This is a genomic window from Polaromonas sp. C04, assembly GCF_002002705.1.
In the GTDB taxonomy this organism is placed as follows: Bacteria; Pseudomonadota; Gammaproteobacteria; order Burkholderiales; family Burkholderiaceae_C; genus Rhodoferax_A.
In genome coordinates this window covers 65441-81893 of sequence record NZ_MUNS01000025.1, presented here as the reverse complement: position 1 = coordinate 81893, position 16453 = coordinate 65441, and the positions used below count along the sequence as shown (strand labels likewise).

The 16453-nt window shown below is 66.1% G+C and carries 21 protein-coding genes and 1 tRNA gene; 21 read left to right on the top strand and 1 reads right to left on the bottom strand.

The window, feature by feature from the left end; genetic code table 11:
• Positions 1 to 184 precede the first annotated feature (184 nt).
• The 15 genes from B0E49_RS06720 to B0E49_RS06650 all read left to right on the top strand — a co-directional run bounded on the left by B0E49_RS06720 (position 185) and on the right by B0E49_RS06650 (position 10878).
• Positions 185 to 487, top strand: a complete 303-nt coding sequence (locus B0E49_RS06720; RefSeq protein ID WP_077561414.1) for an urease subunit gamma — start codon at positions 185 to 187, stop codon at positions 485 to 487.
• 33 nt (positions 488 to 520) lie between these two features.
• The gene (locus B0E49_RS06715; protein ID WP_077561413.1) at positions 521 to 1117 is read left to right on the top strand and encodes a HupE/UreJ family protein; all 597 of its coding nucleotides are present in this window, start codon (positions 521 to 523) and stop codon (positions 1115 to 1117) included.
• A 10-nt stretch (positions 1118 to 1127) separates the two neighbouring features.
• Complete coding sequence (locus B0E49_RS06710; RefSeq protein WP_077561412.1) at positions 1128 to 1457, top strand: urease subunit beta; 330 nt, start codon at positions 1128 to 1130, stop codon at positions 1455 to 1457.
• Positions 1457 to 3199: an urease subunit alpha gene (gene ureC / locus B0E49_RS06705; protein WP_077561411.1), complete on the top strand. Its 1743-nt coding sequence runs from the start codon at positions 1457 to 1459 to the stop codon at positions 3197 to 3199. The genes B0E49_RS06710 and ureC overlap by 1 nt, the downstream gene beginning before the upstream one ends.
• Positions 3199 to 3702, top strand: a complete 504-nt coding sequence (gene ureE, locus B0E49_RS06700; protein WP_077561410.1) for an urease accessory protein UreE — start codon at positions 3199 to 3201, stop codon at positions 3700 to 3702. Before ureC ends, ureE begins: the two co-directional genes overlap by 1 nt.
• Positions 3702 to 4406, top strand: a complete 705-nt coding sequence (locus B0E49_RS06695; RefSeq protein WP_077561409.1) for an urease accessory protein UreF — start codon at positions 3702 to 3704, stop codon at positions 4404 to 4406. Before ureE ends, B0E49_RS06695 begins: the two co-directional genes overlap by 1 nt.
• Positions 4403 to 5059, top strand: coding sequence for an urease accessory protein UreG (gene ureG, locus B0E49_RS06690; RefSeq protein ID WP_077561408.1), 657 nt, complete (start codon positions 4403 to 4405; stop codon positions 5057 to 5059). The genes B0E49_RS06695 and ureG overlap by 4 nt, the downstream gene beginning before the upstream one ends.
• A 13-nt stretch (positions 5060 to 5072) precedes the next feature.
• Positions 5073 to 5160 (top strand) — tRNA-Ser (locus B0E49_RS06685).
• 90 nt (positions 5161 to 5250) lie between these two features.
• Positions 5251 to 6318 carry an FUSC family protein gene (locus B0E49_RS06680; RefSeq protein WP_077561407.1) on the top strand — a complete coding sequence of 356 codons (1068 nt, stop codon included), beginning with the start codon at positions 5251 to 5253 and terminating at the stop codon, positions 6316 to 6318.
• 85 nt (positions 6319 to 6403) lie between these two features.
• Positions 6404 to 6610, top strand: a complete 207-nt coding sequence (locus B0E49_RS06675) for a dodecin (protein ID WP_077561538.1) — start codon at positions 6404 to 6406, stop codon at positions 6608 to 6610.
• Positions 6611 to 6683: 73 nt separating this feature from the next.
• Positions 6684 to 7319 carry a lipid-binding SYLF domain-containing protein gene (locus B0E49_RS06670; RefSeq protein WP_286137852.1) on the top strand — a complete coding sequence of 212 codons (636 nt, stop codon included), beginning with the start codon at positions 6684 to 6686 and terminating at the stop codon, positions 7317 to 7319.
• Positions 7320 to 7452: 133 nt separating this feature from the next.
• Entirely contained in the window at positions 7453 to 7758 is a 306-nt protein-coding gene (locus B0E49_RS06665) for a hypothetical protein (RefSeq protein WP_077561405.1), read from the top strand.
• Positions 7759 to 7803: 45 nt separating this feature from the next.
• Positions 7804 to 9363, top strand: a complete 1560-nt coding sequence (locus B0E49_RS06660; protein WP_077561404.1) for an acyl-CoA synthetase — start codon at positions 7804 to 7806, stop codon at positions 9361 to 9363.
• Between the two features lie 70 nt (positions 9364 to 9433).
• Entirely contained in the window at positions 9434 to 9994 is a 561-nt protein-coding gene (locus B0E49_RS06655; protein ID WP_077561403.1) for a VTT domain-containing protein, read from the top strand.
• A gap of 23 nt (positions 9995 to 10017) precedes the next feature.
• Positions 10018 to 10878 carry a PA4780 family RIO1-like protein kinase gene (locus B0E49_RS06650; RefSeq protein WP_077561402.1) on the top strand — a complete coding sequence of 287 codons (861 nt, stop codon included), beginning with the start codon at positions 10018 to 10020 and terminating at the stop codon, positions 10876 to 10878.
• 40 nt (positions 10879 to 10918) lie between these two features.
• Here the strand turns inward: B0E49_RS06650 and B0E49_RS06645 are convergent, their stop codons facing one another.
• A complete protein-coding gene (locus B0E49_RS06645) occupies positions 10919 to 11446 on the bottom strand; it encodes a GNAT family N-acetyltransferase (protein WP_077561401.1) in 528 nt (175 codons plus the stop codon).
• 175 nt (positions 11447 to 11621) lie between these two features.
• On the opposite strand from B0E49_RS06645, the gene B0E49_RS06640 reads away from it, so the two are divergent.
• From B0E49_RS06640 to B0E49_RS06615, 6 genes are all read left to right on the top strand, one after another.
• Positions 11622 to 12386, top strand: coding sequence for a type 1 glutamine amidotransferase domain-containing protein (locus B0E49_RS06640; protein WP_077561400.1), 765 nt, complete (start codon positions 11622 to 11624; stop codon positions 12384 to 12386).
• A gap of 82 nt (positions 12387 to 12468) precedes the next feature.
• Positions 12469 to 13122 (top strand): DUF938 domain-containing protein, encoded by a 654-nt coding sequence (locus tag B0E49_RS06635; RefSeq protein ID WP_077561399.1) that lies wholly within the window; start codon positions 12469 to 12471, stop codon positions 13120 to 13122.
• A gap of 37 nt (positions 13123 to 13159) precedes the next feature.
• Positions 13160 to 13462 (top strand): 2Fe-2S iron-sulfur cluster-binding protein, encoded by a 303-nt coding sequence (locus B0E49_RS06630; RefSeq protein ID WP_077561398.1) that lies wholly within the window; start codon positions 13160 to 13162, stop codon positions 13460 to 13462.
• Between the two features lie 137 nt (positions 13463 to 13599).
• Complete coding sequence (locus B0E49_RS06625) at positions 13600 to 14361, top strand: cytochrome C (RefSeq protein ID WP_168175013.1); 762 nt, start codon at positions 13600 to 13602, stop codon at positions 14359 to 14361.
• Positions 14358 to 15659: a c-type cytochrome gene (locus B0E49_RS06620; protein ID WP_077561397.1), complete on the top strand. Its 1302-nt coding sequence runs from the start codon at positions 14358 to 14360 to the stop codon at positions 15657 to 15659. The genes B0E49_RS06625 and B0E49_RS06620 overlap by 4 nt, the downstream gene beginning before the upstream one ends.
• A gap of 15 nt (positions 15660 to 15674) precedes the next feature.
• Positions 15675 to 16436, top strand: coding sequence for a VOC family protein (locus B0E49_RS06615; RefSeq protein WP_077561396.1), 762 nt, complete (start codon positions 15675 to 15677; stop codon positions 16434 to 16436).
• Positions 16437 to 16453: the final 17 nt, after the last annotated feature.

The following is a 16453-nucleotide window of genomic DNA, read 5'->3' as shown; positions in this document are numbered from 1 at the left end:
GCTCGCGAGCGTGCAGTCGTCGAAATCGCTCACGAACGCACCGTTTCGGGCACCGCGCGGCACCTGCAAGGTGCGTTGGATGCCAGACGGCGGGGCCGCACCTGAAAAATGCGCCGGGGGTGTGCCTGGAACGCAAGTTGCTGCACAATGAATTGCCCATTCCGCCTGACCTGATCTGCACCCCATGGAACTGACGCCACGCGAAAAAGACAAGCTGCTGATCTTCACGGCCGCCCTGCTGGCCGAGCGCCGGCGTGCGCGCGGACTCAGGCTCAACTACCCCGAGGCCGTGGCACTGATCTCCGCCGCGGTCATGGAGGGTGCGCGCGACGGCAAGACGGTGGCACAGCTCATGAGCGAAGGCCGCACCATCCTGACGCGTGCCGACGTGATGGACGGCATCGCCGAGATGATCGCCGACATCCAGGTGGAAGCCACCTTTCCCGACGGCACCAAACTGGTCACGGTGCACCAGCCCATCGTCTGATGGTCCCACCCCACTATCCATGGAGATCCCGGCATGACTTCACGACACATCCGCACCTTCCTGTTGGGCCTGGCGGCGCTGCTGCCCGTCTGGGCGCTGGCGCATACCGGACTGGACGGGGGCGCCCATCACGCCAGGGGGTTTGTGGCAGGCCTGCTGCACCCGCTGACCGGAGCCGATCACCTGGGCGCCATGCTGTCGGTCGGCCTGTGGAGCGCGCTGACGGCGCGCCGCCTGTGGGTCACGCCGCTGGCCTTCGTGTCCATGCTGCTGGTCGGCGCGCTGATCGGGCTGGCGGGGCTGCGACTGCCCGCGGTGGAGCCCATGATCGCCGCATCCCTGCTGGTCCTGGGACTGCTGGTGGCGACGCGGACACACGCACCCGCGGCGCTGGCGGCGGCGCTGGTCGGCTTGTTTGCGGTGTTTCATGGCGTGGCGCATGGCTCGGAACTCGCGGGTGACGCCAGCATCTGGCCCACCCTGGCCGGCATGCTGCTGTGCACGGCCGCCCTGCATATCACCGGCCTGGGGCTGGGCCTGGCGCTGCGCTCGCGCAGCCCGTGGTGGCCGCGCCTGGCCGGCGGCGCCGTCAGCACGCTCGGCGGCGCGTTGCTGATGCAACTGGCCTGAAGGGACACCCATGATCCCCGGGGAACTCTTCATCGACGATGGCGAGCACGCGCTCAACGTGGGACGCCGCACGCTCCCCATGGTGGTGGAAAACACGGGCGACCGGCCCATTCAGGTCGGCTCGCACTACCACTTCGCGGAAACCAACGCCGCGCTGCGCTTCGACCGCGGCGCGGCGCGCGGCATGCGCCTGAACATCACCTCCGGCACCGCCGTGCGTTTCGAGCCGGGCCAGCAGCGCACGGTGGAACTGGTGGACTACGCCGGGGAGCGCCGCGTGTTCGGCTTTCACGGCGACGTCATGGGGGCGCTCAATACGCCGCCCAGGGGAGTCGTGTGATGGCCCGCATCGGGCGGCGCGCCTATGCCGAAATCTTCGGCCCCACGGTGGGCGACCGGGTCCGGCTTGCGGATACGGACCTGATCATCGAGGTGGAGCAGGACTTCACCCTGCGCGGCGGCGGCTACGGCGAGGAAGTGAAGTTCGGCGGCGGCAAGACCATCCGCGACGGGATGGCGCAGAGCCAGCGCACGCGCGCTGCAGGAGCCATGGACACCGTACTGACGAACGCGCTGATCATCGACCACTGGGGCATCGTCAAGGCCGACATCGGCCTGAAAGACGGCCGTATCGCGGCCATCGGCAACGCGGGCAACCCGGACACCCAGAGCGGCGTGGACATGATCATCGGCCCCGGCACGGAAATCATCAGCTGCGAGGGCCGCATCGTCACCGCCGGCGGCGTCGACACCCATATTCATTTCATTTCGCCGCAGCAGATCGAGGAGGCGCTGAGCTCGGGCGTGACCACCATGATCGGTGGCGGCACCGGCCCGGCCACCGGCACCCTGGCCACCACGTGCACGCCGGGCCCGTGGAACATCGAGCGCATGCTGCAGGCAGCAGATGCCTTCCCGATGAACCTGGGTTTCCTGGGCAAGGGCAACACCAGCCTGCCGGGCGCCCTGCACGAGCAGGTCAACGCCGGGGTCATGGGATTGAAGCTGCACGAGGACTGGGGCAGCACGCCGGCCGCCATCGACAACTGCCTGAACGTGGCCGAAGCCACCGACATCCAGGTCGCCATCCACACCGACACCCTGAACGAGTCCGGCTTCGTGGAAGACACCATCGCCGCCTTCAAGGGCCGCACCATCCACACCTTCCACACCGAGGGCGCGGGCGGCGGTCACGCACCGGACATTCTGAAAGTCGTGGGCGAAGCCAATGTGCTGCCCTCCTCCACCAATCCGACGCGCCCCTACACGGTCAACACGCTGGACGAGCATGTGGACATGCTGATGGTGTGCCACCACCTGAATCCGGCCATCGCCGAGGATCTGGCCTTTGCCGAGAGCCGCATCCGCAAGGAGACGATCGCGGCCGAGGACGTGCTGCATGACCTTGGCGCCATCAGCATGTTCTCCAGCGATTCGCAGGCGATGGGACGGGTCGGCGAGGTCATCATCCGCTGCTGGCAGACTGCGCACAAGATGAAGCAGCAGCGCGGCTGGCTGGCTCCTCCCGGGCAGGCTGAGCCGGTCGAGACCCAGCAGCGCAACGACAACTTCCGGGTCAAGCGCTATGCCGCCAAGTTCACCATCAATCCGGCGATCGCGCACGGCGTCGCGCACGAGGTGGGCTCGATTGAAATCGGCAAATGGGCCGATCTGGTGCTCTGGTCGCCGGCGTTTTTTGGCGTCAAGCCCGCCCTCATCCTCAAGGGCGGCGTCATCGCCATGGCGGCCATGGGCGACCCCAACGGCTCCATTCCGACGCCGCAGCCCGTGCACTACCGCCCGATGTTCGGCGCCTTTGGCGGCGCGCTGGCCAAATCCTCGCTCACATTTGTGTCGCAGGCCGGTTTACGGGCCGGCATCAAGGAGCGTTTCGGGCTGGCCAAACCCCTGAGTGCCGTGCGGGGCATTCGCGGCCTCGGCAAGCGCCACATGATCCACAACGACTACGCCCCCCGGATGGAGGTGGATGCGCAGACTTACGAAGTGCGCGCCGACGGCCGCTTGCTCACGTGCGAGCCCGCCGCCAGCCTGCCCATGACACAACGCTACTTTTTGTTCTGATGCTGCAGGTGTCCAGACTCATCGCCAAGGGGGCCGGCCTGGCCGGCGCCCTGGTCAAGCGCGCGGCCACCGTCGAGCTCGACTGGGATGTGCGCCAGAAAAGCCGTTTCGATGCAACCGACTCGCTCGGCCGCGCGTTGGGCGTCTTCCTGCCGCGCGGCACGGTGGTGCGCGGCGGCGACGTGCTGGTGGCCCAGGATGGCTCGCTGATCCGCATGATTGCCGCCCCGCAGGCCGTGCTGCGCATCACCCAGTGTGCAGAGCACGGAACAGCGTTCGACCTCACGCGCGCGGCCTATCACCTGGGCAACCGCCATGTGCCGATCGAGCTTCAACCCGATCACCTCAAAATCGAGCCCGATCACGTGCTGGCCGACCTGCTGCGTTCCATGCATCTGGTTGTGAACCCGGCGCATGAAGCGTTTGAGCCTGAGGGCGGCGCCTACGCCGCCGAAGCGCATGACCATGCGCATGGTCACGATCACGGCCACCACAACCACTGATGCGTGCGCCCAAAGATACCGAGCGCCTGCCAGCACCGAGCCTGCTGCAGCTGATCTGGCTCGCCTCCCCGGCCTTGCCGGTCGGCGGGTTCTCCTACTCCGAAGGGCTGGAAGCCTTTGTGGAAAGGGCGGGAGCAGCTACTGAAACAATAGCATCCGACTGGCTGGTGGATCAACTTCACTTGACATTGGCACGCGGCGATCTGGCCGTGGTGGCCAAGGCGATTGCGGCCTGGCGGCACGGCGACCTGCAGCGCCTGGGCGAGCTCAATGCCTGGGTGCTGCACACCCGGGAGGCCAGCGAGCTGCGCCTGCAGACCGGGCAGATGGGCCAGTCGCTGTTGCTGTGGCTGCGCAACCAGGCCACGGCAACCCAGCCCCAGCTCGACGCCTGCGCGCAGATGCCGCCGACTTACCCGGTCATCTTCGCACTGGCGGCCTCGGCCACACAGGCCAGCGTGCGCGACTGCCTGCTGGCGTTTGCCTTTGGCTGGGCCGAGAACATGGTCCAGGCCGCCGTCAAGTCCGTGCCACTCGGCCAGAATGCGGGGCAGCGCATTCTGGCCCGGCTGGCCGATGAAATCCCGTCTGCCGTGGATCACGCCATGGGGCTGATGGACAGCGAACGCCAGGCCTTTGCCCCGATGCTGGCGATCCTCTCAAGCCAGCACGAAACCCAATATTCGAGGTTGTTTCGATCATGAGTCTGCATGGCATTCCCTATCGCACCAAGACGCTGCCGCCCCTGCGCGTGGGTATTGGCGGACCGGTCGGCTCCGGCAAGACCACGTTGCTGGAGATGCTGTGCAAAGGCATGCGCGACAAATACGATCTGGTCGTCATCACCAACGACATCTACACCAAGGAAGATCAGCGTCTGCTAACGGTGAGCGGTGCGCTGCCGGCCGAGCGCATCATGGGTGTCGAGACCGGCGGCTGCCCGCACACCGCCATCCGCGAAGATGCCTCCATCAACCTCGCGGCGATCGACCACATGCTGCTGGATTTCCCCGATGCCGACATCGTGTTCGTGGAAAGCGGCGGCGACAACCTGGCCGCCACCTTCAGCCCTGAACTGAGTGACCTGACGATTTATGTGATCGACGTGGCCGGCGGTGAAAAAATCCCGCGCAAGGGCGGCCCCGGCATCACCAAGAGCGATCTGTTCGTGATCAACAAGACCGACCTGGCGCCCTATGTGGGCGCGGACCTCGGCATCATGGAAGCCGACACCCGGCGCATGCGCACCACGGCCAGCGGGCTCAAGCCCTTTGTGATGACCAACCTGAAGACCCGCAGCGGCTTGAATGAGGTAATCTCGTTCATCGAAACCAAAGGCATGCTCCAAGCCGGCTAAAATGGCCGGCTTGGGAAGCGTGGCAGAGTGGTCGATTGCACCGGTCTTGAAAACCGGCGACGGGAAACCGTCCGTGAGTTCGAATCTCACCGCTTCCGCCAAATCCCCCCGTAACGCAGTGAATGGCGCCATGAGCCTTTCCACTTGGCGGTGCTGCCCTCCAGCGCGCCTGCTCCAAATCAGCCCGCCCCATGCCGCCCAAACTTGCACAAGGCCTCACGCGACTTCGGAACTCGGCGCGCAACTCGGCGCGCACCGTCGCCGCCATGCTGCTCAGCGTCGGTTCGCTGGCGCTGCTCTCGAAGTTCGTCCCCGTCGACATTGAGCTTTCCATCCTGGCGGTGCTGCTTCCGCTCGTCGTTATTCGCTTGCCACACGACTTTCGAATGTCGGAGCGTGCCATCAGCTTTGCCGTGATAGCGCTGATGTCCATCCTGGCGGTGGAGTTGCCGGCCTTGCTCAGCTGGAATGCGGTTGTGGGCATGGGGCTGCTGATCCTGGCGGCGGCGGCCTCGAAGTGGCTGCGCGGTCGGGGCAGGGCATTTGCGATCGCAGGTGTCGGGGCGGGGCTCGCCGTGCGCCTCGCCTTGATCACACCACAGACGCATGCAGGCACCAACGAGCCCACGCGGGCCGTCCTCACAATCGCAGTGGTCGTGCTGGCTTACGGCTGGGTCGGTATCCTGGACTGGCTCGTACCCCGCATGGCTGTCCACCGGGAGCGGGGCGCGCATCCGAAGTCGGCGCTGCATGCCGCTGAGTTGGCTAGAAGAAACGAGGCCCGTCGAAGCGCGACAGTGCAGATGTCCCTGGCGATGGCCTGCGCATGCTTGACAGGTCCAGTCCTGTTTGCCGACCACTGGACGTGGTCAGCCCTGTCTGCCTTCCTGGTATTGAACGGGACTCTCGTCAGGGCGGAAGTTCTGAACAAGGGTGTGCACCGACTCGTCGGCGCGGCAGCCGGCACCGTTGGAGCATCGATGGTCGCCGGCGTGTTTGCCGCGAACAGCCCGGCCACGCTTGCCGCACTGCTGGCGATTTTGACGGTTTCTATTGGGCTGCGACCCGTTGGTTACGCCTGGTGGGTCGCCGGCCTGACGGCCAGCCTTTCCCTGCTCTACAGCTACCAGGGGCAGGATGCGGCGGCCTTGCTCGGAACACGCCTGATGGCGCTGAGCACGGGTGCCGTTCTCGCCATTGCCGTGGCCTGGTTTGTACTGCCGGTTCGGGGGAAGCCGCAGTCCGCTGGCATGCGTTGACACGTTCCGGCGTTCCGGCGCACCATGGCGCATGGCTGGGGAAGAACATTCTTTTCAGGTCCGGCTTTCACCATGGGGAACCATCATGTCCGCACACACTTACAAGATTTTTGAACTGGTCGGCAGCTCAACCGAGGGTAGCGATCACGCGATACGCGATGCGATTGCCAAGGCAGCGCTCACGGTCAAGCACATGGATTGGTATGAAGTGCTCGAGTCGCGAGGCCATATCGTGGACGGGAAGGTTTCACACTACCAGGTCACGATCAAAGTAGGCTTTCGGCTGGAGTAGCGCATCCCTGCGGTGCGGCTGGCGCCAGCCCGCTGAAATCGCCTTTCGTCGATTCAGCAACAGGAGAACCCGCATGATTCAACCACAGACGTTTTCGAGTTCACCCGCCAAGATGTCAAGCCCACAAAGGGATAGAACCATGGATACCATGCGTCGCACTTTGTACAAATTTCTTCTCGTGGCTGCCGCCGTACTCTCGCTGGGCGCAGTTGGCGTTCAGGCGAATGCCGCCACCGCCGAGGATCTGAATGCGGAATCCGCCCAAGCCCTGCAAGCCCTGTACAAGACCAATCCCGCGGCCGAAGCCATTTCCAAAAAGGCCAAGGCCATTCTGGTTTTCCCCAAAATCCTGAAAGCCGGGCTGGTCTTCGGCGGCAGTTATGGCGAGGGCGTCCTCATGGAGGGTTCGCACGTGGCCGGCTACTACAACTCGGTTTCCGCGTCCTGGGGCTGGCAGGCCGGCGCCCAATCGTATGGCTATGTGGTGTTCCTGATGAACAACAAGGCCCTGCACTATCTGAACGAGTCGAAGGGATGGGAAATCGGCGTCGGGCCCACCGTCGTCGTCGTCGATGAAGGGGTGGGCAGAAATCTGTCGACGTCAACCCTGAAGAACGACGCCTATGCCTTCATTTTCGACCAGCAGGGGCTGATGGTGAGCCTGAGCATCGAAGGCACGAAAATCAGTCGCATCAAGGTCAAGCATTGAACTGACCCGCCGGCCTGGGCCGGGAATCCACACATGCGGGGCCGCCGGGACTTGCGCAAAAGGTGTTGTTTCTGCTTCAATGGATTGCGTTTCGGTCACACGTTCCATTGGCTCTTCGCTTTCGGAGGTTGATATGCGACTCGATCTTTTCCACACGCGCCCTGAGGCTCATATCCGCAAGGCCCAGGAATACCTGGAGGAAGCCAATCTCGCCCGCATCGAGCATGAGGCTGCGGCGGAACATCATGCCGCGCTGGCAACGATGTACACGCAGCGAATCGCCCGGCTGCAGCAGCAAATCGCCGACTCGATGATGCCCTATGTCTCATCCGGGCAACAGATTTTCGAGCCCCTGCAGGCGGACCCGGGCAAACGCGGCCCCGATGCCGTCGTCTCCCTGACCCGGATGCAAAGAGCCGGAACCACAGACGGCGGGTAAAGTGCGCCTTGGGGCCTGGCCGCGGGCCCCGACAAAGGAGACGCCATGAACCCGATGATTCGACGCCAGACGCTGGCCGATATCCTGCGCCGCAGCGCGCGCCGCACCCCCGCCAAGACCGCCGTCATCTGCGGCAGCACGACCTGGAGCTATGCCGAATTCGAGCGCATCACCGAACGCGTGGCGGCGGGTCTGGCCGGGCGCGGCGTCGGCAAGGGCGACCGCGTCGCCATCCTCGCGCGCAACTCGCACGCCTTTGCCGCGCTGCGTTTTGCGCTGGCGCGACTCGGCGCGGTGCTGGTGCCGATCAACTTCATGCTCAAAGCCGACGAGGTGGCCTACATCCTGCGCCATGCGGGCGCGCAGATGCTGGCCACCGACAGCGCACTGGCCGAACTGGCCCGCGCGGCGGCCGCGCTGGACACCTCGGTGCGCGAACTGGTCTGGCTGCCGTCAGAAGATCCGAGCGAACCGGCGCCCGGCATGACCCCGTTTGACGCGCTGGCCGCCAGCACCGCCGAATTGCCCGAGGTTGCGCTGGACAGCACCGACCTGGCGCAGATCGTCTACACCAGCGGCACCGAGTCCACTCCCAAGGGTGCCATGCTGACGCACGATGCCGTGCTGTGGCAGTACGTGAGCTGCGTGGTGGACGCGAGCATTGCCAGCGATGACCTGGCGCTGCATGCGCTGCCGCTGTACCACTGCGCGCAGCTCGATGTGTTCTTCGGCCCGGCCATCTATGTGGGCGGGACCAATGTCATCACCAGCAAACCCGTGCCCGACAACCTGCTGCCGCTGATCGCGCGGCACCGCATCACCTCCTTTTTCGCGCCCCCGACGGTATGGATCGCGCTGCTGCGCTCGCCGCTGTTCGATCAGACCGATCTTTCGTCGCTGGCCAAGGGCTACTACGGCGCCTCCATCATGCCGGTGGAGGTGCTGCGCGAATTGGCGGCGCGGCTGCCCCAGGTGCGGCTGTGGAACCTGTACGGCCAGACCGAGATCGCGCCGCTGGCCACCATGCTCGGCCCCGACGACCAGTTGCGCAAACCGGGTTCGTGCGGGCGCGCCGTGCTGAATGTGGAAACCCGCGTGGTGGACGACCAGATGCGTGACGTGACCCCCGGCGCGGTGGGCGAGATCGTGCACCGCTCGCCGCACCTGATGCTGGGCTACTTCCACGACGACGAGCGCACCCGGGCGGCATTCGAGGGCGGCTGGTTCCACTCGGGCGACCTGGCCACCATTGACGACGAGGGCTACATCACGGTGGTGGACCGCAAGAAGGACATGATCAAGACCGGCGGCGAAAACGTCGCCAGCCGCGAGGTGGAAGAAATGATCTACCGCCTGCCCCAGGTGTCCGAGGTCGCGGTGATCGGCCTGCCGCACCCGCGCTGGGTCGAGGCGGTCACCGCCGTGGTCGTGGTCAAGGCCGGCCAGTCGCTGAGCGCGGACGAGGTGATGGCGCATTGCGCGGCCGGCATGGCCAGCTTCAAGAGTCCCAAGCACGTGGTGTTTGCGCAGGCGCTGCCGAAGAACCCCAGCGGCAAACTGCTCAAGCGCGAGCTGCGCCGGACGTATGCAACGCTGATCGGGTAACTATGGTTTTGATAGCTACCTGCCTATACCCTGTATGGGCTACGGGCCTATTTTCCTTAAGAAAGCGGCCATGAACCCATACCGGCGACTGCTCGGCGTGGTCGTTTTTTTCGTCGCCCTGCTCGCCGTTTTCCAGTTCACCGGCCTGCGCGACAACTTCAGCCTGGCGTTCCTGCGTGACGCCTTCCTGGCGCACAAGCTCGGCGGTGTGCTGATCTTTGTCGCCATGTTTTCGCTCGGCAACCTGATCCAGATACCGGGCTGGATTTTCCTGGCCGCGGCCGTGCTCGCGTTGGGCCGCGTGTGGGGCGGCGTGGTGACCTACATCGCGGCCGTGATGTCGTGCGCCATCACCTTCCTGATCATCCGCCTCGTTGGCGGCGACGCCCTGCTGCAGCTCAAAAGCAAGTGGGCGCGCAAGATCCTCGGCCGCCTGCACGCGCAGCCCGTCACCAGCATCGCCCTGCTGCGCACCATGTTCCAGACCCTGCCCGCACTGAACGCGGCGCTGGCCCTGTCGGGCGTCAAGTTTCGCCAGTACCTGGCCGGCACGATGCTGGGGTTGCCCTTGCCGATCGCGCTGTACTGCCTGTTTTTTGACTACCTGGCGGTTCTGCTGCACCTGCACTGACGCACGCGGCGCAAAATGACCCCATGAAAATACCCCCCAGACTGGTGCCGCTGATGGAAGACGGCCTGATCGACAGCGTCGTGCGCCAGCTCATGAGCGGCAAGGAAGCCATGGTGTTCGTGGTGCGCTGCGGTGCCGAGACGCGCTGCGCCAAGGTCTACAAGGAAGCCAACAAGCGGGCCTTTCGCCAGGCGGTGGACTACACCGAAAACCGCAAGACCAAAAACAGCCGGCAGGCGCGCGCCATGGCCAAGGGCACGCGCTATGGGCGCGAGGTGCAGGAGCAAGCCTGGCAAAACGCCGAGGTCGACGCGCTGTACCGGCTGGCCGCGGCCGGCGTACGGGTGCCCAGGCCCTACCACTTTCACGAGGGCGTGCTGCTGATGGAGCTGGTGACCAATGCCGACGGCGACGCGGCCCCGCGCCTGAACGACCTCGCCTTCACGCCCGAGCAGGCGCGCCAGCACCACCAGACGCTGATCCAGGAAGTGGTGCGCATGCTGTGTGCCGGCGTGGTGCATGGCGACCTGAGCGAATTCAACATCCTGATGGGCGTGGGCGCCGACGGCCAGGCCTGCCCGGTCATCATCGACCTGCCGCAAGCCATCGACGCGGCGGGCAACAACCACGCACCCGCCATGCTGGAGCGCGATGTGGCCAACCTGCGGAACTATTTCGGCCAGTTTGCGCCCGAGCTGCTGAGCACCAACTATGGCCGCGAAATATGGGCCCTGTATGCCGCCAGCGCGCTGCACCCCGACGTGGCGCTCACCGGCCGTTTCGAGCGCAGCCGCAAGGCGGTGGACCTGGATGGCGTGCTGCGCGAGATTGGCGATGCGCGGGCCGAAGAAGCGGCGCGACTGCTGCGCCTGCAAACCGCTTGACGCGGGCAGGCCCGCCCTTTGACATGGCCTCTGGCCGTCGTCAGGCCAGCGCGCGCTTGAGGCGGATCTCTTCCACCTTGATGGCGCCCATGGGCACCGTCTTGGCCGTGGACAGTTCGCGCTTGAAACCGGCGAGCTCAAAAAAGCGCAGGGCGCGCTCGTTGCGCAGCGGAACCCAGGCCGTCACGTTGGTGCAGCCTTCTTCCAGCAGCCCCTCGCGCGCGCCGTCCCACAGCGCCAGGCCAACGCCCTGGTCCCAATGCGCGGGCGCCGCGTAGATGGCCCAGATTTCTCCGGTAGTGGCCGGCGTGCCCTTGTCGCGCGAGCGGTCAAAGCCGGCGAAGCCGACCACCTTGTCACCCTGCAGCGCCACCACCACCTGCGGGTCGCCGTACTCGATGGCTTCGCGCCACAGTGACAGGCGCTTGATCGCGGGCAGACTGCCCAGATGCTCGTCGGGCACCAGCCCCTTGTAGGCGGCCTGCGACGCGCTGGCGTGGATATCGGCGACGGCCTGGGCATCGTTCAGGGTGGCGGGGCGAACCTCGTAAATGGGCGTGCTGGACATGACGGGTGACTTGTGAAATTGGGGATTGAAAATTCAAAGGGAGCAGAATTGTCGCCGCAAAAGCCGCCCTCGTCATTCTGATCACACGATGGCGGTGCCAGGCCAGGCATTGTCTTTTGCTGCCTGGCGCGCCGCTGCGCGAAAGGGATAATCGGTGTCGCAACGCAAAGGCTTTATGGCGACCCTTCTTGTCCCGATCCCGGCCACCGACTTCGACCCGACCGAGGCCGCCGTGCCGTGGCAAATCCTCGCCTCGCTCGGCCATCGCCTGGTGTTTGCCACGCCGGACGGCACGCCCGGCCAGGCCGATCCGCGCATGCTCACGGGCCAGGGACTGGGCCTGCTGGCGCCGATCCTGATGGCCGATGCCAACGGCCGGCGCGCCTACGAGGCGATGGCGCGCAGCGAGGCCTTCCGCCAGCCACTGCGCTATGCGGACATCAAGACCCGCAACTTCGATGCCCTGCTGCTGGCGGGCGGCCATGCGCCCGGCATGCGGCCCTATCTGGAGTCAACCTTGCTGCAGACGCACGTGGCGGAGTTCTTTGCGCAGGACAAGCCCGTGGGCGCCATTTGCCACGGCGTGCTGCTGGCCGCGCGCTCGCGCGACAAGGCCGGCCAGTCGGTGCTGTCGGGCAAGACGACGACCGCACTGACCAGGCTGCTGGAGATGAGCGCCTGGGCGGCCACCTGCACCTGGCTCGGACGCTACTACCGCACCTACGCCGAGTGCGTCGAAGGCGAGGTCAAGCGCGCGCTGGCGCGCCCGTCCGACTTCATCAAGGGCCCGCCGGCGCTCAGGCGCGACAGCCCCGGCAACCTGCAGCCCGGCTTTACGGTACTCGACGGACGCTACCTGTCGGCGCGCTGGCCCGGCGATGCGCACCGGTTTGGCACCGAGTTCGGGAAACTGCTGGGCTCCAGCGCGCCACGCTCATGAACGCAGCGACGGGCCGCCCCGAGCAAGTTGCGTCCCCCCGGGGGGCAGCGCAGCACACGCAGTGGCAAGCGCGGGGGCTCACATGAGCGATTTGCGCCAGCACAGCCCCGCCGCCGAACGCAATCGGCAACCCATTCTGGAAGTCTTGCAGCGTCTGCTGCCCAGGCACGGCACGGCGCTGGAGATTGCCAGCGGCACGGGGCAGCATGTGGCCCACTTCGCCTCTGGCCTGCCGGGCTGGACCTGGCAGCCGAGCGACCCGCAGGCGGATGCGCTGGCGTCGATCACCGCCTGGTGTGCGCAGGGTGACTCCGGTGGTCTGCCGGCCAACGTGCGCCCGCCGGTTCGTCTGGATGTGATGGACGGGGACTGGCCCGGTGTCGGTGTGGTGGACGCCATCTTCTGCGCCAACATGCTGCACATTGCGCCGTGGCCGACCTGCGCGGCGCTGATGCGTGGCGCCGCGCGGCACCTGGCACCGCATGGCGTGCTGCTGACCTACGGCCCGTATCTGGTGGACGGCGTCGCCACCGCGCCCGGCAACCTGGCCTTTGACCAGAGCCTGCGCGCGCGCAACCCGGCCTGGGGCATCCGGCATCTGGCCGACGTGGCACACGAGGCGGCCCAGGCCGGCCTGCGGCTGCGCGAGCAGATCGCGATGCCGGCCAACAATCTGCTGCTGGTGTTCGGGAGGGCAGAGCAGGGCCATTCGTCAACGCACGGCGGGCCGGCATGAGCCGCAGGGCCGATCCCCGTAGTGCGGAGGCTGCCTGATGAGCCTGGGCGAGGGGCAGCCGGTCGAAATTTTCGACGCGCGCCTGGAGCCCGCGGGCTTGCGCTTCGATGCGCCGGCCGATCTGCCGCTGCTGCAAGCCGCGTTGCGCGCCGGCATCGTGCTGCCCAGTTCCTGCCGCAACGGCACCTGCCGCACCTGTATCTGCCGCCTGCGCCAGGGGCGTGTGGTTTACCGGATCGAATGGCCGGGGCTGAGCCTTGAGGAAAAGCAGGAAGGCTGGATCTTGCCGTGCGTGGCCTACCCAACATCGAGTGTCGTTATCGAGTTGTCCAGTCGATAGGTCGCTACATTTAGCATAGCTAACTACCAACGCCATTGCTTGGCTTCAGGCCTTTTTTGTTGAAATAGGTCGGTCGCGCACGCCAGCCCAACCGGGGCCACACGGCACAGAACTTTCAAACCCGCCTTTGATGAGGCATGATTTCGTCCATCGTGAAACTCCAACGCCCTCTTTTTTCGAACCTCTTGTTCGCCACGCTGGCCTTGCTCGCGCTCGGTTGCACCCGCATCGCTCTGGCGGCCGCGCCTTTTGAGGACACCATTGCCCAGCGCACACAGGCGTGCACGGCCTGCCACGGCCAGCAGGGCCGGGCCGGGCCGGACGGCTACTACCCGCGCATCGCGGGCAAACCGGCGGGCTACCTGTACAACCAGTTGATCAACTTTCGCGAGGGGCGCCGCCACTACGGCTTGATGACCGGCATGGTGGACCTGCTGTCGGACGCTTACCTGATGGAGATCGCGCAGTACTTTTCCTCAATCGACGTGCCCTACCCGCCGCCGTCCTCCGCGGCGCAGCTGGCCGCCACGCCCGAGGTGCTGCGTCAGGGGCAGCTGCTGGTCACCCAGGGCGACCCGGCGCGCCAGATTCCGGCCTGCGTGCAGTGCCATGGACAGGCGCTCACGGGCGTGGCGCCCAACATTCCGGGTCTGCTCGGGTTGCCGCGCGACTACATCAACGGCCAGATGGGCTCGTTTCGGACCGGGCAGCGCCGCGCCCACGCGCCCGACTGCATGGCCAAGGTGGCGCAGCGGCTCAGCCTGGCCGAAGTGAATGCCGCGTCCAGCTGGCTGGCGACGCAGGCGCTGCCGGCCGACACGCACCCGGCAACGTCGCTGCCAAGCCCCTTGCCGTTGCCATGCGGCAGCGCGCCTCCGCCTGAAGGGGCCAAACCATGAAGAAGCTCGGCATCACACTGCTCGGTGGCGTGGTCGTGCTGGCCGGCCTGGCGGCCCTGGTGTGGCACCTGAATGTGCGGGACGAGCCCGATGTGTCGGCCCCGATGGCAGCGGCATCGGCCGGTGCGCCGGCGCCCGCCACCGTGACGCGCGGCGAATACCTGGCGCGGGCCGGCGACTGCATGGCCTGCCACACCGCACGCGGCGGCGCGGCTTTCGCGGGGGGGCTGGGTTTGCCCACGCCCTTCGGCACCGTGTACACCTCCAACCTCACACCCGATAACGAGACCGGCATTGGCAGCTGGTCGTCCGCGTATTTCTGGCGCGCCCTGCACAATGGCCGCGCCAAGGACGGCCGCCTGCTCTATCCGGCGTTCCCGTACACCAATTACACGCAGGTCACGCGCGAAGACTCCGATGCGATCTATGCCTGGCTGCGCACGCTGGCGCCGGTGCATCAGGCCAACCGCCCGCATGCGCTGCGCTGGCCCTACAGCACGCAGGCGGCACTGGCGGTATGGCGCGCCCTGTTTTTCAAGCCCGGTGCCTATGTGTCCAACCCCACCCGTACGGCCGAATGGAACCGCGGCGCCTACCTGGTGCAGGGCCTGGGCCATTGCAGTGCCTGCCACGGCGCGCGCAACGCGCTGGGGGCCACGTCCAGTTCGCTGGACCTGGCCGGCGGCCTGATTCCACTGCAAAACTGGTACGCGCCGTCGCTGGAATCGCCGCTCGAGGCGGGCGTGGCCGACTGGGACATACCGCACATCGTCGAGCTGTTCAAAACCGGTGCGACCCGCCACGGCTGGGTCACCGGTCCGATGGCCGAGGCGGTGCTGCGTGGCACCCAGTATTTGTCGCAGGAAGATCTGGTCGCCATGGCCCAGTATCTGAAGGCCTTGCCCGCCAGGCATGCGGACGTATTGCCTGCAGCACGCGCGCACACCCCGGTCAATCCCGCCGTGGCCCTGCTGGGCGCCAGGCTGTACAAGGACAACTGCGCCCAGTGCCACGGCGACACCGGCCAGGGGGTGCCCCATGCGTACCCGACGCTGGCCGGCAACCGCTTTGTCACGATGGACTCCCCTGCCAACCTGGTGCAAATGGTTTTGTATGGTGGCTTCCCGCCGGCCACGAGAGGCAACCCACGCCCGTTCGGCATGCCGCCCTACGTGCTGGTCTTGAGCGACGCCGATATCGCCGCCGTGCTGACCCACATCCGCACGTCCTGGGGCAACCAGGCCGAGCAGGTCACCGAAGTGGAAGTCAACCGCTTGCGCAGCAACGCAACGCCTTGAATCGAGGAGCACCCCATGGACTACCATCACGGCAAATTCGTCTGGTTTGAGCACCTGTCGCGCGACATTCCCAGGGCCCGCGCCTTCTACGACGCGCTGTTCGGCTGGCGCACCAATACGGTCGAGATACCGGACAGCGTTCCCTATCCGATGATTCATCACGGCGGACACGGCATCGGCGGCTTTCGGGAAGCGCCGGTGGGCACCCCCGTGCGGTGGATGCCCTACCTGTCCGTACCGGACATCGATGCCTCGTTCAGGGACGCAATTGCCGCTGGCGGCAAACCCCTCATGCCGCCCATCGAGTACGGTGCCGTCGGCTGTGGCGCCTTGCTGGCCGACCCGACCGGAGCCGAATTCGTCATCTGGAAAAGCACGCGAGGCGACCCGCCCGATGCCGCCGAAATCGCCGTGGGCGACTGGTACTGGAGCGAGCTGGTGACGACCGATGAAAAGAAGGCCCTGACCTACTACGAGAGTGCCTTCGGCTTCACCAGCGAAGGCATGGACATGGGGCCGATGGGGACCTACTACCTGCTCAAAAAGGATGGCATACCACGGGCCGGCCTGATGAAGGCCCCGCAGCCCAATGACGGTTCGAACTGGCTGCCTTATGTGCGCGTGGCCGACTGCGACGCCTCGGCCGCAAAAGCACAGTCGCTGGGTGCACGGATCGCGATGCCGCCGCGCGACATTGCGGGCATCGGCCGCTTCAGCGTGCTGGTCGATCCGCTCGGCGCGGCGATCGCGGTGATGCAAAGCCAGCCGTCAAAATGACCTCAAGCTGACGGGCC